Here is a 23,409-nt window from a genome sequence, read left to right as displayed (position 1 = left end):
GCGTCGTGACGGAAGGTTCGCTGCTAACTCCGCCCGTGCGCGGTGACATATCGGGGGTGGTGCTTGGCGGTGCGTCGGTCATCATCGTCTCCTCGTCATGTCAACGGCAGGCGCGCAGCGTCGTTCCGCTGCCGCGACGCCGACCGGGAAAGGCGCCCGGCTATTCCTGACCGGCGTTGGGATCGAAGTCGCGGCGCCCGGCCTTTGCCGCATCCTGCGTCGTGTGGTCGCCTGCGCTATCGTCCGCGTCAGGGCCTTCGCCGGCGCCGGCCCGGTCTTCACCGCCGCCGGTGATATCGCCCGTCGTGGTTTCGCCGGGGTTCTGGCGCTTGATGTCGCCCGTCGGGTCCGATCCCTCGTCGGCATTCGCTCGATCGTCGGTCATGGTGCTGTCCTTCATCGTGTCCGGCCCCAACGAAGGCCCGTCGGGAATGGGCCCTGACGATCGTGCTATCCCATGATGGTCGCGGGCGGCGGCGATGCGACCGCCTCCCTGCGGGCCAGTCAGTCCGGTTCGTCTTCGTCGCGCAACGTGCGGCCGGCGAGCGTGATCTCGGCGACGAAGCAGGCAAGGCCGGCGGCGGCACAGACCAGCCCGCCGCCGAAGAAGGTGAAGAGCGTGACGACGTGACCCGAATCCCGCAGGGTGCCCAGGAACAGCGTGATCGCGGCGCAGCAGGTCATTGCGCCTGCTGCTGCGGCGAGCGTCACCGCGACATCGAGGATCTTGGAACGGACCCGCAGGCGCTGCATCTCCGCGCCGCTTCGCCGCCCGTCCTTCTTCAGCACATGAATCCGGTCGCTGATCCGGCCCAGGCGCGTGGCGAAGACGTTGAGCAGCGATCCGACCGCGGTCAGCAGGAAAATGGGGGTGAGGGCGAGCTGGATGACATGGGCGGCGGAACTCAGCGGCTCGTGCGTCATAAACGGTCCTGTTGCGCCCATCCCATCGATCGGCCGCCGCCGTTGTTCCCTCCGGTGAACGACAGACGCCGATCGGGTTGCGGCCGCAGCGGGCATGCCGTCAAGTTTTGAGGTTGCCGAGCATTGCTTCGCCATCGTGCAGCGGGTCAGTGGATGTGCCACCGACGAGGCTGTCGCCCCGTGTGGTCAGGCCGCCATCGGCAGGGCTGGCGCATGGTTCAGCTGGTGTGCCGCGATCAGATACCCCAGCTGCGCACGGTAGAGGCTCGCAAGGTCGAGGTGCATCGCTCTCACCTCCGGACAGGTGGCGAGCGTTGCAAGCTGCGTCTGATCCGCGATCCAGCGCTCGACCCGTTCCGGTGTGAGATTGGTGTTCATGCACGCCAATGTCGCCCCATTTTGGGGGTAAGCCAACGTACTGATATAGTTAATGAACGATCGGCTCGGGAAAAGCGCTGGAAGCAATTCCGGAGGACAGGCGGAGCCACGCTTCCTGCGCGATGGAACGTAAGACCATCTGACTTTCCGCCATCCCGGATGCAACGTCCGCCGAATGCCACCAATTCTTAATGGATCAGGGTCATTACCCCATTGAACAGGGGGTTACCGGTTCGGCCATGGCCTTGGTGCGCGCGTTCTTCGATGGCTTCGAACGGCTGGCGGGCATCCCCCAGGATGATCCCGGCTTGCGCACCGACCTGCTCGATACGGCGATGCTGCGCCCGCTCGGCGTGCTGACCGCCAGCATGGGCTTCCTCATGATGAGTGCGGCCGCCGTGTGGTTCACCCGCGCGCACTGGGCGGCGGTGTGGCTTTCGATCGATATCCTGCTGCTGACCGCGCGCTTCGTTCCCGCGCTGCGTGCGTGGCGATCGCAGCGCCGTGTGCCCCGGCGCACGGCCTGTGCGATCCTGCTCGCCGCCTGCGCGATGTTCGCGACCTTCGGCCTGGGCTGCGCGGCGAGTTTCCTGACCGGATTGGAGGAACTGCGGATCGCATCGGCGCTGGCGACGATGGGGCTGCTCGCCGGGCTGGCGACGCGCTGGGCTGCCCTGCCGCGCCTCGCGACCGCCATGATCGTGGTCGTCTCGGCACCCATGGCGGTGGCGATCGGCCTGCTGAGCGGCTTCCTAGCCGCATTGTTCCTGGTGCTGGTGGTGGGCACGGCGGTGTTGACGCTGCAGAACAACAAGACGTTGCTGGCGCTGCTGGCGGCGGAACGCCGCGCCCTGCGGCTCGCCGAAACGGATGTGCTGACCGGCCTGCTGAACCGGTCCGGTCTGGAGGCGGCGCTGGATCGGCATGCCGGCCGCGCCGTGTCGCTGCTGTTCCTGGATATGGACCGGTTCAAGGCGGTCAACGATCGCTACGGCCATGCGGCGGGTGACGAAGTGCTCGTCGCGATCGCCGGCCGGCTGCGCCTGATCTTCGGCACGCAGCCGATCGCGCGACTCGGTGGCGACGAATTCGTCGCCATCCTGTTCGGCGACGAGGCCGAATTGGTCGACCAGGTCGTCACCGCCGTCTGCGATGCGGTGGCGCAGCCGGTGCGTATCTGTGGCCAGCAGATCGCGGTCGGTGTCGGCGTCAGCATCGGCGTGGCGTCGGGCATGCTGGCGGCGGGCGAGACCGCGGCGCTGCTCGCCGGGGCCGACGCAGCGCTCTACGAGGCGAAGCGGGCGCGGGCGAAGGCGGACCATCCCGGCGGCCGGCGCCGGGCGCGTGCCGCCGCGATCGGCTGAACGGCACACCCGGACGCCGGCGGGCATGCTGGCCTCGGCCTGACGGGCGATGTAGTGGCAGGGACGGCGCAACGACGGGCAGGTCCCGTTGGCGCGTGCATCACTGTCGGGACACTGCCGCCATGGACCAGATCGTATACGGCAGGCCGCCGGCCCGCCGCCGCTTCCGCCGGCTGACAACCGTGACGCGATGACGGTGCCTCCCGCCGATGCGCATGTAGCCAGGCGGCGCCTGCCGCCGCTGCTCGCCGGCCTCGCACTGATCGCGGCCGGGCTCGCGGTGCTGCTGGTCGGCGCGTTCGCGACGAGCCGCTACCCCTTCGCCTTCGACCGCGCGATCATCGTCGGGTTGCGGCAATGGGGCGGTCCGGGGTGGCTGCCCAAGGTGGCGGGCGACGTCACCGCGCTCGGCGGCGGGGTGGTGCTGACCATCGTCGTCGTCGTGGCGGCCGGTTTCCTGATCGTGCAGCGGCTGTGGCTGACCGCGCTGGCGGTCGCGCTGGCCAGCCTGACCGGCGGTTGGGCGGTGGACCTGATCAAGGGGATGGTGCTGCGGGCGCGGCCCGACCTCGTCCCCCATCTGGTCGATGCGAGCGGGTACAGCTTTCCGAGCGGCCACGCGACGTCCAGTGCGATCGTCTACCTGACGCTGGCCGCGCTCGCCGGGCAGGTGACGCGCGACCGGGCGAGCCGCCGCTACCTGCTCGTCGTCGCGGTGCTGCTGGTCGGCGCGATCGGGTGCAGCCGCGTCTACCTGGGCGTGCACTGGCCGAGCGACGTGCTCGCCGGCTGGAGCTTCGGCACGCTCTGGGCGCTCGGCTGGTGGACCGCGACCGCCGGCGCACGGCAGGCGATCGGCGGCGAGCGTTAGCCCCGTTCGGCGAGCTTGCGTTCCCAGGCGAGCGCATCCTGGACGATCATGTCGAGGTCGTCGCGCTGCGGGCGCCAGGGAAGGGCGGCGAGGATCGCGCTGTTGTCCGCGACCAGCGCGGCGGGGTCGCCGGCGCGACGGCCCTCGTAGCGGCGCTGGATGGTCAGGTTGGTGACGCGGTCGACGGCGTCGAGCACCTCGTTGACCGAAAAGCCGCGGTTGTAGCCGGCGTTGAGCGTGTGGCTGCGCGCCGGTTCGGCGACGAGCAGTTCCAGCGCGGCGACATGCGCGGCGGCGAGGTCGTGGACGTGGATGTAGTCACGCACCCCGGTGCCGTCGGGCGTGTCGAAGTCGGTGCCGAAGACCGATACCGCCTCGCGCTTGCCGATCGCCGCTTCGACCGCGATCTTGATGAGGTGCGTCGCGCCGACCGTCGACTGGCCCGAGCGGCCCTGCGGATCGGCACCGGCGACGTTGAAATAGCGGAGCGCGCAATAGTTGATCGGATGCGCGGCTGCGACGTCGCGCAGCATCGCCTCGGTCATCAGCTTCGACATGCCATAGGGATTGATCGGCACGGTCGGATCGCCCTCCTGCACCGGCACCTTGACCGGGGTGCCATAGGTGGCGGCGGTGGAGGAGAAGATGAAGTGCGGGACGCCCTCCACCACCGCGCTCTCGATCAGTGCGCGGGTCGCGGCGGTGTTGTTGCGGTAGTATTTGAGCGGGTCGCTGACCGATTCCGGCACCACCACCGATCCGGCGAAGTGCATGATCGCGCGCACGCGGTGCTCGCGGATCGCGGCGCGCACCGCATCGTCGTCGGCGACGTTGGCGACCACCAGTGTCGCGCGCGGATCGACCGCCCAGTCGAACCCGGTGACGAGATTGTCGACCACCACCACGCGGTAGCCCGCATCGAGCAAGGCCAGCACGGCATGGCTGCCGATATAGCCGGCCCCGCCCGTGACCATCACCGTACCGTCGAATGCCATCGCTCTGCTCCCGCCTTTTGCCCGCCCTAGCGCCTTCCTACATGGGGGCAAAGGAGATCATGATGACGGACTATGTGACGGTCGCCGGCGGCTGCTTCTGGTGCACCGAGGCGGTGTTCAAGGATGTGATCGGCGTGGAAAGCGTCGAGAGCGGCTATATCGGCGGATCGGTGCCCAACCCGACTTACAAGCAGGTCTGCGGCGGCGACACCGGCCATGCCGAGGCGATCCGCATCGGCTATGATCCGGAGCAGCTGGCGCTGGGCGACCTGCTCGACATCTTCTTCGCGACGCACGATCCGACGCAGCTGAACCGGCAGGGCAACGATGTGGGGACGCAATATCGCTCGGCGGTGTTCCCGGCGGACGATGCGCAGGAGGCCGAGATGCGCGCCGCGATCGAACGCGCGCAGGCGGATTCGGCCAAGCCGATCGTGACCACGGTGGAGCCGATGGCGGAATGGTATCCGGCGGAGGACTACCATCAGGATTATTGGGAAACCTCGGGTCAGTCGAACCCCTATTGCATGGCGGTGATCCCGCCCAAGCTCCAGAAGCTGCGCAAGAGCTTCGCCGCGCGATCGAAGGCGGCGGCATAGCTCCCAATCCTCCCCTGCTTTCGCAGGGGAGGGGGACCGTTCGCGCAGCGAATGGTGGAGGGGCAGCCCCAAGCGATCTCGCCCGTGACTGCCCCTCCACCACCCGGCTGTGCCGGGCGGTCCCCCTCCCCGTGCCGGGGAGGACCTATAATTTACGCGCCAGCGCCTTCTTCAGCTTCGCATGCGCGGCGGCCTTGATCTGGCATACCCGCGCCGACCCCACGCCCAGCACCTGCCCGATTTCCTCGAGGTTCAGTTCCTCGACATAATAGAGCTGGATCACCTGCGCCTCGCGTTCGGGCAGCGCGGTGATAGCCGCGATCAACGTATCGCGCAGGTCGCTGTCCGCCAGCTGCTCGAACGCGTCGGGCGTGTCGTCGGCGAACCAGGGCAGGTCGTCCGCATAGACCTCATCCATCGATTCGAAGCGGATCGCGTCGGCGGTCTCGTAATCGGCGCGCAGCTTCTCCACGCTCACGCCGAGTTCCGCAGCGATGGCCACCTCGTCGGGCGCGCGGCCTGTCCTTGCCGTCAACGCGGCGATCGCGGCATGATATTGCCGCCGCCGCCGCATCGCACCGCGCGTGCTGGTCGCCTGCCGGCGGAGCTCGTCGATCATCGCGCCGCGTAGCCGCGTGGTCAGATAGGCGCGGAACTGCGCACCCTGTTCGGCGGCTTGCCCGACGGCCTCGACCAGGGCGACGAGGCCGATCTGCACCAGATCCTCGACCTCGACGATCGTGCTCATCGATCCATGGACGTGCCAGGCGATGCGGCGGACGAGCGGCAGATACTGGCGGACCAGCGCCTCGCCATCCCCGCCCGGCCGCTGCCGCGGCGAATAGGTGAGGGGGGCATTGGGGATCATGCCCGCGGGCGCAGGCTGCGCGTCGGCGAACGCCAGCTTCATCGGCTCGGCGCTCATGCTGCGAGCGCCTGCTGCTGGTTGGCGCCGATCACCGCGACGACCTCGACCGCCTTTTCCTCGGGGACTTCGAAGAAGGAGAGGACCGGCGTGTCGGGCAGCACGGTGCGCACCAGCTTGCGGATCGCGATGCGGATCGCGGGCTGGACGACGAGCGCGAAGGGCTTGGCCTCGGCGATCAGCGGCTGCGCCGCCTGTTGCAGCGCATCGACGATGCGGCGGCCGAGATCGGGTTCGATGACGTGGCGGCGCGATTGGTCGGCGCGTGCCGCCTGGCCGAGCAGCCCTTCCAGCTGCCCCTCCAGCGTCATCACGCGCAGCGGCTCGCGCACGCCGCACAGCTTCTGGATGATGAGCGGGCCGAGTTCGGGGCGGATCAGTTCGATGATCTCCTCGGCATCGGCGCTGCGCGTGGCGGCGACGGCGATCGCCTGCGCGATCCGACGGAACTCCTTCAAGGGGATGTTCTCCGCGAGCAGGCCCTTCAGGACCTGGGTGAGGGTGGTGAGCGGCAGCGGATTGGGCGTCAGGCTGGCGACGAGCTGCGCCGCACGCTCCTTCAGGCCGTCGAGCAGCGCCTGGACCTCGTCCGGGCCGAGCAGTTCCGTGGCGTGTGCGCCCAGCACATGGTTGAGGTGCGTCGCCATGACCGTGCCGGCGTCGACGACGAGGAAGCCGGCACCGGTCGCCGCATCGGCATCGCCGGCGGGGATCCACGTCGCGTCGAGGCCGAAGGTCGGATCCTTCGCCTTCTTGCCGTGCAATTCGCCATAGGCCTGGCCGGTGTCGAGCGCGAGCATCTCGTCCGGCGACACCTGATCCTCGCCCATCACCACGCCGTTGACGAGGATGCGATAGGTATAGGGCGCAAGGTTGATGTCGTCGCGCACCCGGCATTGCGGGATGACGAAGCCGAGGTCGCGGGACAGCTGGCGGCGCACGCCGGTGATCCGCCCCATCAGCGGCGCACCGCGGCGCGGATCGACCAGCGGCACCAGGCCGTAGCCGATGTCGAAATTGACCTGCATGCCGTCGGTCACCTCGTCCCAGCCGATCTTGGACGGGTCGGCGGGTTCGGCGGCGGCGACGGGGGCGGCGACGGCGACCGGGCGCTTCTCGATCTGGCGCAGCTTCCACGCGGTGAAGCCGGCGATGCCGGCAGCCGGCAGCATGATGAGATGCGGCATGCCCGGGAAGACGCCGAGCAGGCCGAGGATGACGGCGACCGGGGTCCAGGTGCGGGGGGACCCGAACTGGCTGCCGATCTGGCCGGCGAGGTCCTTGTCCGAATTGACGCGCGTGACGATCGCGGCGGCGGCGATCGACAGCATCAGCGCCGGCAGCTGCGCGACCAGCGCGTCGCCGATCGCGAGCAGGATATAGCTTTTCGCCGCCGCGGCGATGGTCATGCCGTGGCTGACCGGGCCGAGAATCAGGCCGCCGATGACGTTGGCGGCAAGGATCAGCATGGCGGCGACGGCATCGCCCTTCACGAACTTGGACGAACCGTCCATCGATCCGTAGAAATCGGCTTCGGTCGCCACCTCGACGCGGCGCTTCTTGGCGTCGTCGGGGGTGATGAGGCCGGCGTTCAGATCGGCGTCGATCGCCATCTGCTTGCCGGGCAGCGCGTCGAGGGTGAAGCGCGCCGAGACTTCCGACACGCGGCCCGCGCCCTTGGTGACGACGATCAGGTTGATAATCATCAGGATCGCGAAGACGAAGATGCCGACGACATAATCGCCGCCGATCAGGAAGCTGCCGAACGCTTCGATGACGTGACCCGCCGCGCTCTCGCCCTCATGCCCGTGGACCAGCACGATGCGGGTCGAGGCGACGTTGAGGCCGAGGCGGAAGAGGGTGGCGAACAGGAGGACGGTGGGGAAGGCGCTGAAATCGAGCGGCTTCTGCGCGTTCAGCGACACCATCAGCACGGCAAGGCTGATCGCGATGTTGGCGACGAAGAAGATGTCGAGCAGGAAGGCCGGGATCGGCACCACCATCACGACGACGAGCAGCAGGATGGCGAGCGGCAGCGCCGCGCCGCGACCCTGGCTGAGCAGCTTGCCCATCTCAGCGGCCCCCCATGCTGGCGAGCATCATATAGGCGAGCTGCGCATTCTGTGGCGACGGGCGCAGCAGGCTGTTGGCCGAGGACATCGTGCCGGTCATCGCCTGCCGCGCCCAGGCGAGCGCGTCGGTCGCGCTTTCGTTGTTGCCGGTGACGACGGTGGCATCGCCCATGCTGAGCGCCTGCGCGGCAAAGGCGAGGTTGGCGTTGCGGGTTTCGACGGTGCTGTCCGCAGCGGCGCCGAGCTTGTCGGCGAAGCGCTGGTAGATCGCCGACAGCGAGCGCGGCTGGCCGTTCGAAGCGTAGAAGATCGACCGGTTTGATCCCGCCGCCTGCGGAAACAGCGCGGCGCCCGCCGCGCCGGGGTTGGTCTGCATCGCCGACAGGAATTTCTTGGCGCCGCCGATCCCCAGGAAATGCGCCATGTAGAGGTCGGTGCCGTTGGCGGCGCGGCCGAGCGTGCTCTGCAATGCGTCGGCGTTATCGGAAGCGTGCTCCGCCGCCATCAGCGAGGCGGCGGTGGGATCGTTGCGCAGGTTGAGGATCGCCGAACGCGTCGCGCCGTCGGTGACGGTGTAGCGGCCGCCTGCGGTCTGCCCGATGCTGTCCGCGGCCCAAGCCATGCCATGCTCGGCGCCATGCTTCTTGACGACGGCGAGCCAGCTCTGTTCGACGAACTGGTAGAGGCCCGATGCCGACGAGGTGCCGGCGCGCGCATTGGCGTTAAGCCCGCTCTCGATCTTGGCCTGGCCGAGCAGATAGTCGAAATCCACCCCCGTCTTGCTGCTCGCAAGCTGGATGGCGGATTGCACCCGTCCGGCTGAAATCGGATTGACGGTCATTGCGACGAAAACACACCCCTGTTGTCGGTGTGCGATCAGCAAGAGCCGTGCCAAATTCTTCCAAATTCCTCCCCCGCCAGGGGGAGGGGGACCGTTCGGCGCAGCCGAATGGTGGAGGGGGAGGTAAGCGGCGTCCGTCATGGGAGAAGACGCCGCTTACCTCCCCCTCCGTCACCGCTACGCGGTGCCACCTCCCCCTGGCGGGGGAGGAATGAGGATCACGCGTAGGCCTGTACCAGCGTCGGGCGGAAGCCGTGGCCGGCATCGCCGGTCAGGATTTGCAGGCGGCGGCGAACATTTGCCGCCATCAGGTTGACGTAGATCCGGCAGGTCTCGTTCAGCCGGTTGGCTTCGTCGGCCAGTTCGCGGATCTCGTCGCCCGCGGGGCCGGTGCCGAGCGCCGCCACCTGTTCGATGCCGGCGAGCTTGTCCTGCGTCGCGCGTTCCAGCGCGGCGCAGTCGTTCGCCTTCAGCGCGGCGATCTCGGCATGCAGCGCGTCGATGACGCGGATCAGGGCATCACGCCGCGTCATGGCCGTCCCAATTCATCTTGAGGGCGAGGAGCCGGTCGGCGATGGTCGCCGGCAGGATGGGGAAGGTGCCGCTGGCGATCGCCTTGCGGATTTCGCCGACGCGGTCGCTGTCGACCGGCGGTTCGGCGGCCAGCGCCTTGGCCAGGCCGCTCAGCTGCGTCGTCGCGACCGGAGCGGGCGCCTGTTGCGCGGCCTGTTGCAGCGCGGGTTGTACCGTCGGCGTCGCCGCGGGTGCGGCGACGCGCGAGACGCTTCCACTTGCCTGCGGCGGCGTTGCGCCGATCGAGTCCACCATGTCCGCACCTGTCCGTGTTGCCTGACAGGGGGATAAACGACCGCTTGCGACGCAGGTTTAGCAAAAAAAGATTCCTCGTGGCTGCGGCCGCGCGATCAGTCCCAGCCGGGCAGGGTGGCGCGGCCGGTTTCCAGCGCGATCGCCTGTACGGGGGTCTTGGCATCGTCCACCTTCACCATGAAGCGGCCGCCCGGCGGGGCATCGCCCATCGCCACCCCTTCGCGGCTGATCGAGAAGCCGGACGATCCCGCCTCGATCACCACGGGGTCGCCGCGGCGGATCACCGGTTCGGCCTTGGTCGGCGCCAACACCGCGGGCCGAGCGGCGGCGGTCGGCGGCGGCGCACCGGCCGGGCGGATCACGGGCACGAAGATGCGCCAGTCGGGGCCGGAGCAGGACACGACGACCGCGTCATGCGCCTCGGTGCGCCAGGCGAGCGCCACCGTCGAACATTGCGCCAGCCGCAACCGCGTGTCGATCGCGGTCCGCGCCCCGCCCTCCGCACCGATCGGGCGGCTGGTGAAGGCGGCGACGGCGCGGTCGAGGCCGGCGGTATCCTGAAAGGCGGTGGCGCCACCGGCGGCAAGGAGCAGGGGCAGGAGGATCATGGCAGGTGTCCCTTGGGGGATGCGGCCTCGCCGGCGAAGGCGAGGGTGACGATGGCGGCACGGCGGCCGGGATGGGTGGCGGTGGTGACGGTGATGCGGCGGCTGACCGGCGCCAGCGCCGCGGCAAGGGCACGGGCGCGATCGGCGGCGAGGATCGGGGCGCTGCCGGTCGCCGGGTCGACGTCGGCGGCGCTGCCGTCGGTGGAGCCGGTCACGGTCAGCGCGACGCGGGGGTCGCGGACGGCTTCACGCGCCCAGGCGATGGCGGCCGCCGGACTGTCGGGCAGCACGGCCGAACCCGGCGCGAAGTCGAGCAGGCCGGCGGCCATCACCGGCAGCGCCTGCGGCGCGGGCGCGGCAGCACCGCCGAAGCTCTGGCGCAGCGCGTCGGTGACCGCGCGCGGACGTTCGCTCGCCTGGAGAAGCACGAAGAAGCCGACCAGCAGCAGCGCGAGATCGGCGAGCGTCATCAGCCACAGCGGCTTGGACGGTGCGGGATCGGGCCAGATCGCAGCGTCGGTCATGCGACGCTCTGCAATTGGTGGCGCGGCGTCTCGCGCAGCGCGAGCGCGACCAGCGGCGCCTCCAGGCGGATGCGCTCGAACGCCTCGGCCCGGCCGGCGGCGCGCAGGCGGTGGCAGATCGGCATCAGTATGAGGTTGGCGAGCAGCGCGCCATATAGGGTGGCGAGCAGCGCGATCGCCATCGCGCCGCCGATCGCCTTGGGGTCGGTCAGATTGGCGAACATGCCGGCAAGCCCGACCAGCGTCCCGACCATGCCCATCGCCGGGGCGGCATCCGCCGCGCCCGACCAGACGTCGGCGGCGGCGACGTGGCGTTCGATCCGCGCCTGGCGGCGGTAGCGGAGCAGCGCCTCGACCTCGCGCGGGATGGCGCCGTCGACGATGGCGGCGATCGCAGCGGCGACATCGGGATCGGCGATCACCGACCGGTCGAGCGCGACGATGCCGTGACGCTTGGCGATCCGCGACTGGGCGGCGATCTGTTCGAGCAGCGCGTCCGCGGTAAAGCGCCGGCGGACGAGCACCCGCAGCGCGGACACCGCCCGCACGGCATCGCGTGCCGGTGCGCGCAGCATCGTGGCAAGCAGCGTGCCGCCACCGACGATGGCGCACGCGACGGGATCGAAGAGCTGGGCGAGCATCATGCGCGAATGCTCTGCAAGGGGCGGGCCAGATGCCGCGCACCACGTCATCGATAATCTCCGTCATTCCCGCGCAGGCGGGAATCCATAGTCGCAAGTCTCTGCAATGGAGCCGCCCCGTCAGCCAGTATGGATCCCCGCCTGCGCGGGGATGACAATGAACAGGGGACCGGTTCCTTGCCGCTTCCCGGCAAGCGGCGGCAACGGGCGGCAAGCGGTTGCCGCCCGGCTTGCCGCCCGCCCGGCAGGCCCCTCCAAACGGCGAAAAATCGCATCCCGAACCGCCGGAATCGAAAACTGGCACGCCGGTTGCTTATCACCTCGGCAGCGCAATGGTGCGCGGGAGATGTGGGCCGATGGCCGCAGACAGTCTGTTCGGAGTTCACGGGGCCGCCCTGGAAGTGCGCGCGCAGCGCATGGGTGTGCTCGCGTCGAACATCGCCAATGCCTCGACGCCGGGCTTCAAGGCCAGGGACGTGGATTTCAAGTCGGCGCTCGCGTCGATGGAGAATGACGCGGGTAACGGCAGCATCGCCGCGGCGACCAAGTATCGCGTGCCGCTGCAGACCTCGATGGACGGCAACACGGTGGAGCTCAACGAAGAGCAGACCGCCTTTGCCGAGAATGCGGTCCAGTATCAGACGACGCTGTCGTTCCTGAACGGTCGCATCGGCCAGATCACCCGCGCGCTGAAGGGGGAGTAAGCCGATGGCCGACCCGATGAACATCTTCCAGGTGGCGGGCCGCGCGATGAGCGCGCAGCTCGTGCGCATGAACACCACCGCGTCGAACCTCGCCAACGTCGGCGGGACGACCGGATCGGCGGAGACGGCGTACAAGACGATGAAGCCGGTGTTCCGCACCAGCTTCGATGCTGCGACCGGCCTTGCCACCGTCGACGTGGAAAAGATCGTCACCGCCGGCGAATCGCCGACCAAGGTCTACGATCCGAACAACCCGCTCGCCGACAAGGACGGCAATATCTACCAGGCCGCCGTCGATGAAAGCCGCGAGCTCGTCGACATGATGGAGACGGCCCGTTCCTACCAGAACAACGTCGAGGTGATGAACACTGCCAAGCAGCTCACCATCGATACCCTCAAACTGGGCCGCTGACCATGGTAACAACAACCTCCTCCACCTTCGACAACACCCTCGCCAATCTCGGCATCTCGCGGGCCAACTCGACCAGCGGCACCACGACTGCCAGCGGCGCGTCGACGACGGCCAAGACCAACAAGACGACGCTCGACCAGTCCGATTTCCTGACGCTGCTGACCACGCAGCTCAAGAACCAGGACCCGCTGGCGCCGATGGACAACACGCAGATGGTCGCCCAGATGGCGCAATTCTCGTCGGTCGCCGGCATCAGCGAGATGAACAAGACGCTGTCGACCGTCGCGACCAAGCTCGGTTCGACCACGGCCAGCGATGCGATGAGCTACGTCGGCAAGACGGTGCTGACCGAAGGGTCGACCGCCTATCCGAAATCCTCCGGCGGGCTCGATGCCGCGGTGGAGCTGGACGATGTGGCGACGCAGGTCACCGTCTCGATCTCCGATGCCAATGGCGGCACGCTGCGCCAGCTGCAACTCGGCGCCCAGAAGAAGGGCACCGCCAGCTTCGAATGGGACGGCAAGGACAGCGCCGGCAACAGCGTCGGTTCCGGCCCGTTCACGATCACCGCACTCGCCACCAACGGCGACAGCGCCGTCACCAGCCGCACGCTCGTCTGGGCGCCGGTCGAATCGGTGTCGCTGCCGTCGAGCGGCACGCCCGTCCTCAAGGTCGTGGGGGTCGGCGACGTCCAGCCCTCCGACGTCCGTTCCGCCGCCTGATCCCGCCACCGCTTTTTCGCATTTTCCAGGAGTCACCCGATGTCCTTCTACACCTCGCTTTCCGGTCTCCAGGCCTCGCAGACCGACATGAACACCATCTCGCACAACCTGGCGAACGTCTCGACCACCGGCTTCAAGAAGAGCCGCGTCGAATTTTCGGACGTCATCGCCTCCAGCGTGTCGACCGATCCGCGCAAGATGGTCGGATCGGGCGTGGTCGTGAAGGCGACGCAGCAGCAGTTCGCCGAGGGCAATCTGCAGGGCACCACCAACGCGCTCGACCTCGCCGTGATGGGCGAAGGGTTCTTCACCGTGCGCACCACCGGGGCCAGCGATGCGATCGCCTATACCCGTAACGGCGCCTTCTCGGTCGATTCGAGCCGCAACGTCGTCGATGCGCAGGGCAGCTTCCTGATGGTCTATCCGGTCGACGGCGACGGCAACGTTACCGCGACGGGGGTCGACGGCCTCACCAACCTGCAGCTCCAGCAGACCAGCGGTACCCCCGTCGCGACCAAGGACATCGCGACCGCGGTCAACCTGTCGGCGACCTCGACGGTCAAGACCGTGGCCTTCGACCGGACCGACACGACCACCTACAACAACTCGGTCGCGACCCGCATCTACGATGCCAACGGCAATCCGATGACGATGACCAATTACTACGTCCGCGACAAGCTGCCGGACGCGACCACCACCCCGGCGACGCCCAGCACGTGGAAGGTCTATACCTTCATCGGCGACAAGCAGCTGGAAGTCGGCGGCAAGACCGATCCGGTCAGCATCACGTTCAACTCGACCGGCGCGATCGCCACGCCGGCGACGCCGATCAAGTACGACCAGTTCATCCCGCTGTCGGGCGCCGCGCCGCAGGACGTCACGCTCAGCCTCGCCAATTCGACGCAGCTGTCCTCCGCATTCGCGGTCAACAGCAAGAGCCAGGACGGTGTCGCCGTCGGCCAGCTGTCCGGCGTCACCGTCAATTCGGAAGGCCTGATCCAGGCGAGCTTCTCGAACGGCGACATCGTGCCGCTCGGCAAGGTGGCGCTCGCCAAGTTCTCGACGCCGACGGGCCTGCGCCAGATCGGCAACAGCTACTGGTCGGCGACCGGCCTGTCGGGGGTCGCGACCATGGGTTCGGCGAGCGCGGACGGTTTCGGTTCGCTGATGTCGGGGCAGATCGAGGGATCCAACGTCGACATCACCGAAGAACTGGTCAACCTGATCTCGGCCCAGCGCAACTTCCAAGCGAACTCGAAGGCGCTCGATACCGCGAACCAGGTGTCGCAGACGATCATCCAGATCCGCAACTGATCCAACCGGCGGCGCGGAGAGGTTAGATGGACAAGTTGGTCTACACGGCGGCGACCGGCCTGCGTGCGCACATGCAGGCGCAGGCGGCGATCGCCAACAACATGGCGAACGCGTCCACCACCGGCTTCCGCGCCGACCGCGTCGTCTTCGACCGGATCGAGCTGAAGGGCGGCGGTGCTCGGCTGGAGGCTCGCATGCCGACCAGCGAAGAGGTGACCGATGCCGATCGCGCGCCCGGTTCGATCCAGGCGACGGGCCGCGCGCTCGACGTCGCGATCACCGGCACCACCGACTGGCTGGCGGTGCAGGCGGGCGATGGCAGCGAGGCCTATACCCGTCGCGGCGACCTGGAGGTCGCGGCTTCCGGTGTGCTCCAGACCGGCGACGGCTTCATCGTGCAGGGTCAGTCGGGGCCGATTACCATCCCGCCGCACGACAGCCTGACGATCGCACCCGATGGCACGATCAGCATCGTGCCACAGGGTGGCGATGCCAAGAACCCGCAGGTGGTCGACCGGCTGAAGCTGGTCGATACCAAGGGCACGCAGACGCTGAAGGGCCTCGACAACCTGCTGCGCGTCAAGGGCGGCGGCGCGTTGCCCGCGAACCTCGACGCCAAGGTGCAGGGTGGCGCGCTGGAAGGCTCCAACGTCAACATGACGCAGGCGCTGGTCGACATGATCGAGAACCAGCGCAGCTACGAGGTACAGGCCAACCTCATGAAATCGGCCAAGGACATGGACGAGAGCAGCACATCCGTGATGCGCCTGCCGAGCTAAGGGAAGAAGAGCATGTCATCCTCAGCCATGCATATCGCGCGCACCGGGCTCGATGCCCAGGATACGCGCATGCGGGTCATCTCGAACAACCTCGCCAACGTCAACACGACGGGGTTCAAGAAGGATCGCGCCGCGTTCGAAACGCTCGCCTACCAGACGATCACCGCGCCCGGCGCGGCGTCCACGGCGGAGACGAAATACGCGACCGGCCTCAACCTCGGCACCGGCGTGCGCGTGCAGGGCACCGCCCGCATCGACACGCAGGGGTCGATGCAGCAGACCGGCAACAGCTTCGACCTGGCGCTGGACGGCGACGGCTATTTCCAGGTGCAGCTGCCCGGCGGCGAACTGGGCTATACCCGCGCCGGCAACTTCAATCGCAGCCCGGAAGGATTGCTCGTCACCTCCGAAGGCTATCAGGTGATGCCCGGCATCACCGTGCCGGCGAACGCGACGCAGGTGACGATCGGCACCGACGGCACCGTCACCGCGCAGGTGCCGGGGCAGACTGAGGGCACCAACCTCGGCCAGATCCAGGTCGCGGGCTTCCCCAACCCCACCGGCCTGCAATCGACCGGCGACAATTACCTGAAGGAAACCGCATCCTCGGGCGCCGCCAACCTCGGCATCGCCGGGCAGGACGGCCGCGGCCGCATCCGCCAGGGCAATCTCGAAGCATCGAACGTCAACGTCGTCGAGGAACTCGTCGACATGATCGAGACGCAGCGCGCCTACGAGGTCAATTCCAAGATGATCTCGTCGTCCGACGAGATGCTGAAATACGTGAACCAGAACCTGTAATGGCCTCCGTACCCAACCCCTTCCGCGCGCCGTCCCGCACTGGTGCCTTCGTCGTCGGCCATTGGGCCGAGATCGCGCTCGCCGCGGCGTCCGGCCTGCTCGTGCTCGCCGCCTTCGCGCCGGCACCGGCCGATGCCAGCATCTTCGGCAAGAAGAAGCCGCCGGAGGACTTCACCGTCATCCGCGCGCCGGTGGCGCCTGCGCCTGCGCCCGCCAACGGTTCGATCTTCCAGGCGAACGACGGCTATGCCGCCTTGTACGAAGGCTGGCGTGCCCGCCGCGTCGGCGATGCGCTGACCATCGTGCTGGTCGAGAATACCGCCGCGTCCAAATCGTCGGGCTCCAAGCTCGATTCGAGCGGGTCGGGCAGCATCACCCCGCCATCCACCGGGCCGCTCGGCCTGTTCGGCACCACCGATGCCTCGGCCAGCGGTGCGCGCAACTTCGCAGGCCAGGGGCAGGCGAACCAGGCCAATTCGCTGTCGGGCGAGATCACCGTCACCGTTGCCGAAGTCTACCCCAACGGCACGATGATGGTGCAGGGGCAGAAGCGCGTGACGCTCAACCGCGGCGACGAATTCGTGCGGATCAAGGGGCTGGTGCGCACCGCGGACGTCAGCGCCGACAATCGCGTGCTGTCGACCCGCGTTGCCGACGCGCAGATCGCGTATACCGGCAAGGGCGATGTTGCGCGTGCCGCGCGGCAGGGCTGGCTCAGCCGCTTCTTCTCCGTCATCAGCCCGTTTTGACGCGCTGTTAACCACATTCTGCGCAGGCTCGCCGCCATGATCCGCTTTCTCTTCGCCACGCTTCTCGCCGCTCTGGCGGTCGCCGCGCCTGCGGGCGCCGACCGGATCAAGGACCTCGGCGGTTTTCAGGGCATCCGCTCCAACCAGCTTACCGGCTATGGCGTCGTCGTCGGCCTGCCCGGCACGGGCGACGACAACCTCGAATATACCGTGCAGTCGCTGAAGGCCGTCGCCTCGCGCTTCGGCTTGCAGCTGCCGCCCGGCGCCAATCCGGGCATGAAGAATGCCGCGGTGGTGATGGTCACCGCCGAACTGCCGCCCTTCGCCAAGCCGGGTCAGCGGCTCGACATCACCGTCGCCTCGATGGGCAAGGCCAAGAGCCTGCGCGGCGGCAGCCTGGTGCTGACGCCGCTGCTCGGTGCGGACAACCAGATCTATGCGATGGCGCAGGGCAACCTTGCGGTCGGCGGCCTCGGCGCGGAAGGCGCCGACGGATCGCGGATCGTCGTCAACGTGCCCTCCACCGGCCGTATCCCGGAAGGGGCCACGGTAGAACGCGCGGTGTCCACCGGGTTCGATTCGTCGCCGATGCTGACCTTCAACCTCGCGCGCGCCGATTTCACCACGGCGCAGAACGTCGCGCAGGCGATCAATGCGAAGCTTGGCTCCGGCACCGCGCAGGCCGTCGACGGCGTGTCGGTCGCGGTGCGCGCGCCGCCGGGGGCGGACACGCGCGCGACGCTGATGTCGATGATCGAGAACCTCGACGTGACCTCCGCCGAGCCGCCTGCAAAAGTTGTTGTAAATGCGCGCACCGGAACGGTCGTTATATCCTCTGCGGTCAGGGTGGGTCCTGCCGCGGTGACGCACGGCAAGCTGACCGTGCGCATCGACGAGAACCAGCGGATCAGCCAGCCCGGTCCGTTCAGCCAGGGTCAGACGGCGTTGGAGCGCAAGTCCAACGTGTCGGTCGAGGAGGAGAAGAAGCCGATGTTCCTCATCAACCCCGGCCCCAAGCTGGCCGATGTGGTGAAGGCGGTGAACGCCATCGGTGCATCGCCCGCCGATCTCGTCGCGATCCTGGAGGCGTTGAAGGAAGCGGGCAGCCTCAAGGCCGAGCTGATCGTGCTATGACGACGCTCCCGATCGGCAGCACGGGCGGGATTTCCGCCGACACCTCGCGCCTGAAATCCGCCGACAACCTCAAGAAGGCCGGCGAGCAGTTCGAGGCGGTGTTCACCGGCATGATGCTGAAGAGCATGCGCCAAGCGAAGCTCGCCGATCCGCTGTTCGATTCGAAGGCGCTCGACACCTTCACCGAGATGCAGGACGCCCGCGTCGCGCAGACCATGGCGGAGGCGACGCCGCTCGGCATCGGCAAGGCGATGACGGCGTTCCTGGCGAAGTCGCAATCCGATCTTAACGACTCCACGGCAGATCCGCCCCAATGAGCGATATGCTGTCGATCGGCGCGTCCGGCGTCCGCGCGTACCAGACCGCGCTTGCGACCGTTGGCGAGAACATCGCCAACGTGGGCGCGACCGGCTATACGCGCCGTGCCGTCACCCTCAACGAGGTGCCGGGCGGCAGCGGCTCGACCAACGGCTATGGTGCCGGCAACGGCGTGACGCTGACCGGCGTCAACCGCTCCACCGACGTCTATTCCAGCACCGCGCTGCGTGCCTCGACCAGCGATCTGTCGCGCACCACCCAGGGTGCGAACTGGCTCGATCGTATCCAGGGCGCGCTCACCGGCAATGCGCTGACGACCCGCGTCACGTCCTTCTTCGCCGCGGCGCAAAGCCTCGCCGCCGAACCCGATTCGACGGCGCTGCGCACCGGCATGCTGAGTGCCGCCACCTCCGCCGGCATCGCCTTCACCGCGACCGGCAAGGCGTTCGACCAGGTCGATGCGGACATCGACACCGCCGGCAATCAGGCGGCGCAGACGCTGACCTCGCTGGGCAATTCGCTGACCAAGGTCAACGAGGGGATCAGCCGCGCCCAGCCGGGCAGCACCACCGCTGCGCAGCTGATGGACCAGCGCGATTCCATCCTGTCGCAGATGAGCGACATCAGCGACATCGACGTCAAGATGGACTCGATCGGCCGCGCGACGGTCAGTCTCGGCGGATCGTCCGGCGCCGCCTTCGTCCAGGGCGCGACGACCGGCACCGTGTCCTACGGCCGCGACGAAAACGGCAAGATCGCCTTCTCGGTCACGGTGCGCGGCACGACGACGCAGATCACGCCCAACGGCGGCACGCTGGCCGCGATCACCGACGGCGCCGAACGCGTCGCCGCCAACCGCCAGGAACTGAACGCGGTCGCCACCGCCTTCGTCAAGGCGGTGAACGACAATCAGACGGCAGGTGTCGACCAGAACAGCAAGCCCGGCATCGCGCTGTTCACAGTCGATCCGCAAGGATCGCCGACCGACATCGGCATCGCGGCGAACTTCACCGCCGGCAGCCAGATCGCCGCGGGCAAGGGCGGCGGCGTGCGTGATGCGTCGAACCTCACCGCGCTGGAGGCGACTCGCGTCGGCAAAGGCTTCGAGGCGACGTTGACCACGCTCGTCACCGACAATGCCACCGCCTACAAGCAGAAGAACACGATCGCCGATGCGCAGACCGCGATCCGCGACGGCGCCGCTGCGGCATTGTCGGCGTCGACCGGGGTCAATCTCGATTCGGAAGCCGTCGACCTGATCCGCTTCCAGCAGGCCTATGCCGCGTCCGGCCGCGTGATCCAGATCGCGCGCGAGACGATGCAGACCATCCTCGATATCCGCTAGGGCGCGCCATGCAGATCTCCACCAATCTGTTCTACAGCACCGCGTCGAACCGCCTGTCGCAGATGGGCGCGCGCGCATCCGAACTGCAGACGCAGATCTCCACCGGCAAGAAGATCCTGAAGCCGTCGGACGATCCCGCCGCCGCGCAGCAGCTCGCCGAACTCGACCGGCGCGATGCCGACGCCGCCGTCTACGGCAGCAATATGACCCTGGCGGGATCGCTGCTCGATCAGGCGAGCAGCGTGCTCAGCCAGATCAACAACCAGCTGATCCAGGCGACGACGCTGGCGACGCAGGCGGCGAACGGCACGCAGACCGATGCGACGCGCAAGGTGATCGGCACCGAGCTGAAATCCATCGTCGATTCGCTGGTCAGCCTGGCCAACACGCGCAATGTGCGCGGGCAGCCGCTGTTCGGGTCGGCCACCGGCGGCCTTGCGGTGACCGACAACAAGGACGGCACCTTCACCATCCCCGACGATGCGCCGGTATCGGAAGTGCCGATCAGCGACGGGCAGAGCGTGCAGGCGACCGAAAGCGCCAAGCGCATCTTCGACCTGGGCGGCGGCGACAACACGCTGGCCATGCTGAGCCGGCTGGCCACGGCCCTGTCCACGGGCGGCGATATCTCGGCCACCATGTCGAGTTCGCTGGATTCGATCAGCAAGGCGGTCGATCAGGTCGCCGACGTCACCGCCTCGGTCGGCGCCCGTGGCGCGCGCATCGACCTGCAGCAGCAGTTGCTGACCACTGCCAACACCGACCGCAGCGAATTGCGCGGCAAGCTGGAACAGGTGGATATCACCGATGCGGTGGTCCAGCTCCAGCAGATGATGACCGCGTTGTCGGCATCGCAGGCGAGCTTCACGAAGCTGTCGCAGCTCTCGCTGTTCGATTACCTGAAGTAAACGCTCCTCCCCGGAACGGGGAGGTGGCAGCCGCAGGCTGACGGAGGGGCAGCCAAGCAGGGCTGTCGCCTGGGGCTGCCCCTCCACCACTCGGCAGCGCCGAGCGTTCCCCCTCCCCGTGCCGGGGAGGAACTCCTCTCAACAAACCGCCGGCTTGGTAACCACTTGTCTAGGAAATCCGGTTAATCCGGCATGATCGGATTGCCGGCGGTGCTGGCACGCAAGCGGGGTGTCCCACAGTGTTTCCAGCCATCGGTCTCGTCGTCCTTCTCGCCATGGTGTTCGGCGGTTTCGCCATCACCGGCGGCGCGCTCGGCCCGGTGATGGAGGCGATCCCGCACGAGATGCTCATCATCGGCGGTGCCGCCGCCGGCGCGCTCATCATCGGCAATTCGGGCTCCGAGCTGAAGGCGATGGGTGGCGGCCTCGCCAAGGTGTTCAAGGGGCCGAAGTACAAGAAGCAGGACTATCTCGACGTCATCTTCCTCGTCAGCAAGCTGATGAAGATGCTGCGCATGGACGGGCCGATCGCACTCGAGCCGCATGTCGAGGACCCGAAGTCGTCGGCGGTGTTCAGCGAATATCCGCGCCTGCTCGCCGACCATACGCTCGTCAACCTGATCGCCGACACGCTGCGGCTGGTCGTCGTCTCGTCCGGTACGCTCGACGTGCATGCGGTGGAAGAGGTGATGGATCATTCGATCAAGACCCACCACCACGAGGTGGAGGGGCCGCACACGACGCTGACCAGCCTCGCCGATTCGCTGCCCGCGCTCGGCATCGTCGCCGCGGTGCTCGGCATCGTCAAGACGATGGGCTCGATCGACAAGCCGCCTTCGGTGCTCGGCGGCATGATCGGTTCGGCGCTGGTCGGCACGTTCATGGGCGTGCTGCTCGCCTATGGCGTGGTGTCGCCGCTCGCCGGGCGCCTGAAGCAGGTGATCGATGCCGATGCCGCGATCTACGATGTGGTGAAGCAGATCATCATCGCCTCGCTGCACGGCCATCCGCAGCCGCTGGTGATCGAGGCGGCGCGCAGCGGCATCGCGCACAAGAACCAGCCGGGCTTCGCCGAAGTCTTCGACGGCTTGCGCGGCAAGTAAGGCAGGACCGCTCCGATGGCCCGCGCAGCCCCGCACGGCAACAACCAGCCGCCCAAGATCGTCATCGTCAAGAAGATCATCGACGGCGGGCACGGCGGCCATCACGGCGGCGCGTGGAAGGTCGCCTATGCCGATTTCGTGACGGCGATGATGGCCTTCTTCCTGCTGCTCTGGCTGCTCGGCGCGACCACGGAGAAGCAGCGCAAGGGCATCGCCGATTATTTCGCGCCGACATTGCTCGACAAGAAGGTGACCGGCCTCGGCGGCAGCGGCGTGCTCGGCGGCGAATCGATCCTCAGCAACAACAAGCTGGGGCCGAAAGCGGCGTCCGCGCCGATCGCCTCGATCGGCATCCCGATGAGCCAGTCGGGCGGGCAGCGCAGCGGCACCGGCGACAAGGGCTCGCTGCGCAATCCCAATGCGATCGCGGCGGACAAGCAGGCGTTCGACGCGATCCGGCGGCAGCTGGAAAAGGAGATCAGCGGATCGGCGCGGCTGGCCAAGCTCGCCAGCCACGTCCGCTTCGTGCCGACGCAGGACGGCCTGCGCATCGACCTGGTCGACGATGCCGATTATTCGATGTTCGCGCTCGGCACGACCGCGCTGGATGCCAAGGCATCCGAACTGATCGGCATGATCGCCGGCACGATCGCGGGCACGCCCAACACGATCATGATCCGCGGCCATACCGACAGCGTGCCCTATGGCGACCCGCGGGCGATGAACAACTGGATGCTGTCGTCGGGGCGGGCCGAGGCGACGCGTCGCCGGCTGGCGCTGGGCGGCATTCCCGAAAGCCGGTTCGAGCGGATCGAGGGCGTGGCCGATCGCGAACCGATCATCGCCGACGATCCGGGCGATCCGCGCAACCGCCGCGTCGCGATCACCCTGCTGTATCGCAAGGGCATCTTCGGCCAATAGCCCAACGAAAAGTCGCACGGATGATGACCATCCGCGCGACTTTCGTGCTGTGGGCGAGGCCGTGCGACGCCGGCCCCGCTTGCCCCCTGCTTATGCCTCCGCGGTTTCCGCCTTGCGGCCGCGGCGGGCGGCTGCGTTGCCGCCGTCGCCCTTGCGCGCGCCGGGCTTGCGGCCGAGGCCGATCTTCTTCGCCATCGCGCGGCGGCTTTCCGAATAGTTTTCGGCGACCATCGGGTAATCGGCCTTCAGGCCATAGCGTTCGCGATACTCCGCCGGGGTAAGGCCATGAGTCGCGAGGTGGCGGCGCAAGGTCTTGTACGGCTTGCCGTCGATCAGCGAGATGATGTGATCCTTCGACGACAGCGATTTGCGGGCCGAGACGGCGGGCGTATATTCGGTCGCTGCCGGTGCTTCCACCGTCGGGCCGGTCGCGCCAAGCAGTGCAGACACGGTGTCGTGCATCTTGCCCAGAAAGCCGGGAACCTCATCGGCCGAAGTCCGGGTGTTGGGGTTGCCGAGCCAAGCAATCGTCAGTTCGGTGGCGAGTTCGACCGCGTTCAGTTCGGATGTTTCATCAGACATAGTTTGCTCCTTTGACCAAATCCTGCCGTAATCACGATCAAGCGGGC

29 protein-coding genes are annotated in these 23,409 nt (G+C 67.8%); 16 read left to right on the top strand and 13 right to left on the bottom strand.

The genetic code is table 11. The features are described from left to right. Positions 1-160: 160 nt before the first annotated feature. The 3 genes from ACTZQ5_RS01825 to ACTZQ5_RS01815 all read right to left on the bottom strand — a co-directional run bounded on the left by ACTZQ5_RS01825 (position 161) and on the right by ACTZQ5_RS01815 (position 1,302). Positions 161-385: a hypothetical protein gene (locus tag ACTZQ5_RS01825; protein WP_443583445.1), complete on the bottom strand. Its 225-nt coding sequence runs from the start codon at positions 383-385 to the stop codon at positions 161-163. Positions 386-504: 119 nt separating this feature from the next. Next, positions 505-924 carry a DUF2721 domain-containing protein gene (locus ACTZQ5_RS01820; RefSeq protein ID WP_443583444.1) on the bottom strand — a complete coding sequence of 140 codons (420 nt, stop codon included), beginning with the start codon at positions 922-924 and terminating at the stop codon, positions 505-507. Positions 925-1,110: 186 nt separating this feature from the next. Then, positions 1,111-1,302 carry a hypothetical protein gene (locus ACTZQ5_RS01815; protein WP_443583443.1) on the bottom strand — a complete coding sequence of 64 codons (192 nt, stop codon included), beginning with the start codon at positions 1,300-1,302 and terminating at the stop codon, positions 1,111-1,113. Between the two features lie 239 nt (positions 1,303-1,541). On the opposite strand from ACTZQ5_RS01815, the gene ACTZQ5_RS01810 reads away from it, so the two are divergent. Further along, positions 1,542-2,666: a diguanylate cyclase gene (locus ACTZQ5_RS01810; RefSeq protein WP_443583442.1), complete on the top strand. Its 1,125-nt coding sequence runs from the start codon at positions 1,542-1,544 to the stop codon at positions 2,664-2,666. Between the two features lie 190 nt (positions 2,667-2,856). Next, positions 2,857-3,537, top strand: a complete 681-nt coding sequence (locus ACTZQ5_RS01805; protein WP_443583441.1) for a phosphatase PAP2 family protein — start codon at positions 2,857-2,859, stop codon at positions 3,535-3,537. Here the strand turns inward: ACTZQ5_RS01805 and galE are convergent. Then, positions 3,534-4,532: a UDP-glucose 4-epimerase GalE gene (galE, locus tag ACTZQ5_RS01800; protein ID WP_443583440.1), complete on the bottom strand. Its 999-nt coding sequence runs from the start codon at positions 4,530-4,532 to the stop codon at positions 3,534-3,536. The two genes, ACTZQ5_RS01805 and galE, sit on opposite strands and share 4 nt — an antisense overlap. Before the next feature lie 62 nt (positions 4,533-4,594). Between galE and msrA the strand changes: the two genes are divergently transcribed. Next, positions 4,595-5,131: a peptide-methionine (S)-S-oxide reductase MsrA gene (msrA, locus tag ACTZQ5_RS01795; protein ID WP_443583439.1), complete on the top strand. Its 537-nt coding sequence runs from the start codon at positions 4,595-4,597 to the stop codon at positions 5,129-5,131. A gap of 145 nt (positions 5,132-5,276) precedes the next feature. Here the strand turns inward: msrA and fliA are convergent, their stop codons facing one another. The 8 genes from fliA to ACTZQ5_RS01755 all read right to left on the bottom strand — a co-directional run bounded on the left by fliA (position 5,277) and on the right by ACTZQ5_RS01755 (position 11,570). Continuing rightward, the gene (gene fliA, locus ACTZQ5_RS01790) at positions 5,277-6,056 is read right to left on the bottom strand and encodes an RNA polymerase sigma factor FliA (protein WP_443583438.1); all 780 of its coding nucleotides are present in this window, start codon (positions 6,054-6,056) and stop codon (positions 5,277-5,279) included. Then, positions 6,053-8,128, bottom strand: a complete 2,076-nt coding sequence (gene flhA, locus ACTZQ5_RS01785) for a flagellar biosynthesis protein FlhA (RefSeq protein WP_443583437.1) — start codon at positions 8,126-8,128, stop codon at positions 6,053-6,055. Before flhA ends, fliA begins: the two co-directional genes overlap by 4 nt. Before the next feature lies 1 nt (position 8,129). Then, a complete protein-coding gene (locus tag ACTZQ5_RS01780) occupies positions 8,130-8,969 on the bottom strand; it encodes a lytic transglycosylase domain-containing protein (protein ID WP_443583436.1) in 840 nt (279 codons plus the stop codon). A gap of 218 nt (positions 8,970-9,187) precedes the next feature. Beyond that, entirely contained in the window at positions 9,188-9,502 is a 315-nt protein-coding gene (locus tag ACTZQ5_RS01775; protein WP_443583435.1) for a flagellar protein FlgN, read from the bottom strand. Next, a complete protein-coding gene (flgM, locus tag ACTZQ5_RS01770; protein WP_443583434.1) occupies positions 9,489-9,797 on the bottom strand; it encodes a flagellar biosynthesis anti-sigma factor FlgM in 309 nt (102 codons plus the stop codon). The genes ACTZQ5_RS01775 and flgM overlap by 14 nt, the downstream gene beginning before the upstream one ends. Before the next feature lie 95 nt (positions 9,798-9,892). After that, positions 9,893-10,405, bottom strand: a complete 513-nt coding sequence (locus ACTZQ5_RS01765) for a flagella basal body P-ring formation protein FlgA (protein ID WP_443583433.1) — start codon at positions 10,403-10,405, stop codon at positions 9,893-9,895. Continuing rightward, positions 10,402-10,929 (bottom strand): hypothetical protein, encoded by a 528-nt coding sequence (locus ACTZQ5_RS01760; RefSeq protein WP_443583432.1) that lies wholly within the window; start codon positions 10,927-10,929, stop codon positions 10,402-10,404. The genes ACTZQ5_RS01765 and ACTZQ5_RS01760 overlap by 4 nt, the downstream gene beginning before the upstream one ends. Continuing rightward, positions 10,926-11,570: a motility protein A gene (locus tag ACTZQ5_RS01755; RefSeq protein WP_443583698.1), complete on the bottom strand. Its 645-nt coding sequence runs from the start codon at positions 11,568-11,570 to the stop codon at positions 10,926-10,928. The genes ACTZQ5_RS01760 and ACTZQ5_RS01755 overlap by 4 nt, the downstream gene beginning before the upstream one ends. A 356-nt stretch (positions 11,571-11,926) precedes the next feature. Between ACTZQ5_RS01755 and flgB the strand changes: the two genes are divergently transcribed. The 13 genes from flgB to ACTZQ5_RS01690 all read left to right on the top strand — a co-directional run bounded on the left by flgB (position 11,927) and on the right by ACTZQ5_RS01690 (position 22,780). Next, positions 11,927-12,274 (top strand): flagellar basal body rod protein FlgB, encoded by a 348-nt coding sequence (flgB, locus tag ACTZQ5_RS01750; protein WP_443583431.1) that lies wholly within the window; start codon positions 11,927-11,929, stop codon positions 12,272-12,274. 4 nt (positions 12,275-12,278) lie between these two features. Beyond that, the gene (gene flgC / locus ACTZQ5_RS01745; protein WP_443583430.1) at positions 12,279-12,686 is read left to right on the top strand and encodes a flagellar basal body rod protein FlgC; all 408 of its coding nucleotides are present in this window, start codon (positions 12,279-12,281) and stop codon (positions 12,684-12,686) included. 2 nt (positions 12,687-12,688) lie between these two features. After that, positions 12,689-13,408 (top strand): flagellar hook assembly protein FlgD, encoded by a 720-nt coding sequence (locus ACTZQ5_RS01740; RefSeq protein ID WP_443583429.1) that lies wholly within the window; start codon positions 12,689-12,691, stop codon positions 13,406-13,408. A 39-nt stretch (positions 13,409-13,447) separates the two neighbouring features. Further along, positions 13,448-14,722 (top strand): flagellar hook protein FlgE, encoded by a 1,275-nt coding sequence (locus ACTZQ5_RS01735; protein ID WP_443583428.1) that lies wholly within the window; start codon positions 13,448-13,450, stop codon positions 14,720-14,722. A 26-nt stretch (positions 14,723-14,748) separates the two neighbouring features. After that, on the top strand, positions 14,749-15,501 hold the full coding sequence (gene flgF / locus ACTZQ5_RS01730) for a flagellar basal-body rod protein FlgF (RefSeq protein ID WP_443583427.1): 753 nt from the start codon (positions 14,749-14,751) through the stop codon (positions 15,499-15,501). Between the two features lie 12 nt (positions 15,502-15,513). Then, complete coding sequence (flgG, locus tag ACTZQ5_RS01725; protein ID WP_443583426.1) at positions 15,514-16,302, top strand: flagellar basal-body rod protein FlgG; 789 nt, start codon at positions 15,514-15,516, stop codon at positions 16,300-16,302. Then, entirely contained in the window at positions 16,302-17,051 is a 750-nt protein-coding gene (locus tag ACTZQ5_RS01720) for a flagellar basal body L-ring protein FlgH (protein WP_443583425.1), read from the top strand. Before flgG ends, ACTZQ5_RS01720 begins: the two co-directional genes overlap by 1 nt. Before the next feature lie 36 nt (positions 17,052-17,087). Continuing rightward, positions 17,088-18,185 (top strand): flagellar basal body P-ring protein FlgI, encoded by a 1,098-nt coding sequence (locus ACTZQ5_RS01715; protein ID WP_443583424.1) that lies wholly within the window; start codon positions 17,088-17,090, stop codon positions 18,183-18,185. Then, positions 18,182-18,502, top strand: a complete 321-nt coding sequence (locus ACTZQ5_RS01710; protein ID WP_443583423.1) for a rod-binding protein — start codon at positions 18,182-18,184, stop codon at positions 18,500-18,502. Before ACTZQ5_RS01715 ends, ACTZQ5_RS01710 begins: the two co-directional genes overlap by 4 nt. Continuing rightward, entirely contained in the window at positions 18,499-19,848 is a 1,350-nt protein-coding gene (gene flgK, locus ACTZQ5_RS01705) for a flagellar hook-associated protein FlgK (protein WP_443583422.1), read from the top strand. Before ACTZQ5_RS01710 ends, flgK begins: the two co-directional genes overlap by 4 nt. Before the next feature lie 8 nt (positions 19,849-19,856). Further along, entirely contained in the window at positions 19,857-20,756 is a 900-nt protein-coding gene (flgL, locus tag ACTZQ5_RS01700) for a flagellar hook-associated protein FlgL (protein WP_443583421.1), read from the top strand. 239 nt (positions 20,757-20,995) lie between these two features. After that, the gene (motA, locus tag ACTZQ5_RS01695; protein WP_443583420.1) at positions 20,996-21,859 is read left to right on the top strand and encodes a flagellar motor stator protein MotA; all 864 of its coding nucleotides are present in this window, start codon (positions 20,996-20,998) and stop codon (positions 21,857-21,859) included. Between the two features lie 15 nt (positions 21,860-21,874). After that, a complete protein-coding gene (locus ACTZQ5_RS01690; RefSeq protein ID WP_443583419.1) occupies positions 21,875-22,780 on the top strand; it encodes a flagellar motor protein MotB in 906 nt (301 codons plus the stop codon). Between the two features lie 90 nt (positions 22,781-22,870). On the opposite strand, the gene ACTZQ5_RS01685 is transcribed toward ACTZQ5_RS01690, so the two are convergent. Then, a complete protein-coding gene (locus tag ACTZQ5_RS01685; RefSeq protein ID WP_443583418.1) occupies positions 22,871-23,362 on the bottom strand; it encodes a Ros/MucR family transcriptional regulator in 492 nt (163 codons plus the stop codon). Between the last annotated feature and the right edge of the window lie 47 nt (positions 23,363-23,409).

The sequence above is a fragment of the Sphingomonas cellulosilytica genome, assembly GCF_052321755.1.
Taxonomy (GTDB): Bacteria; Pseudomonadota; Alphaproteobacteria; order Sphingomonadales; family Sphingomonadaceae; genus Sphingomonas.
Note: the sequence above shows the minus strand (reverse complement) of the source record. Positions and strands in the feature narration are given on the sequence as shown.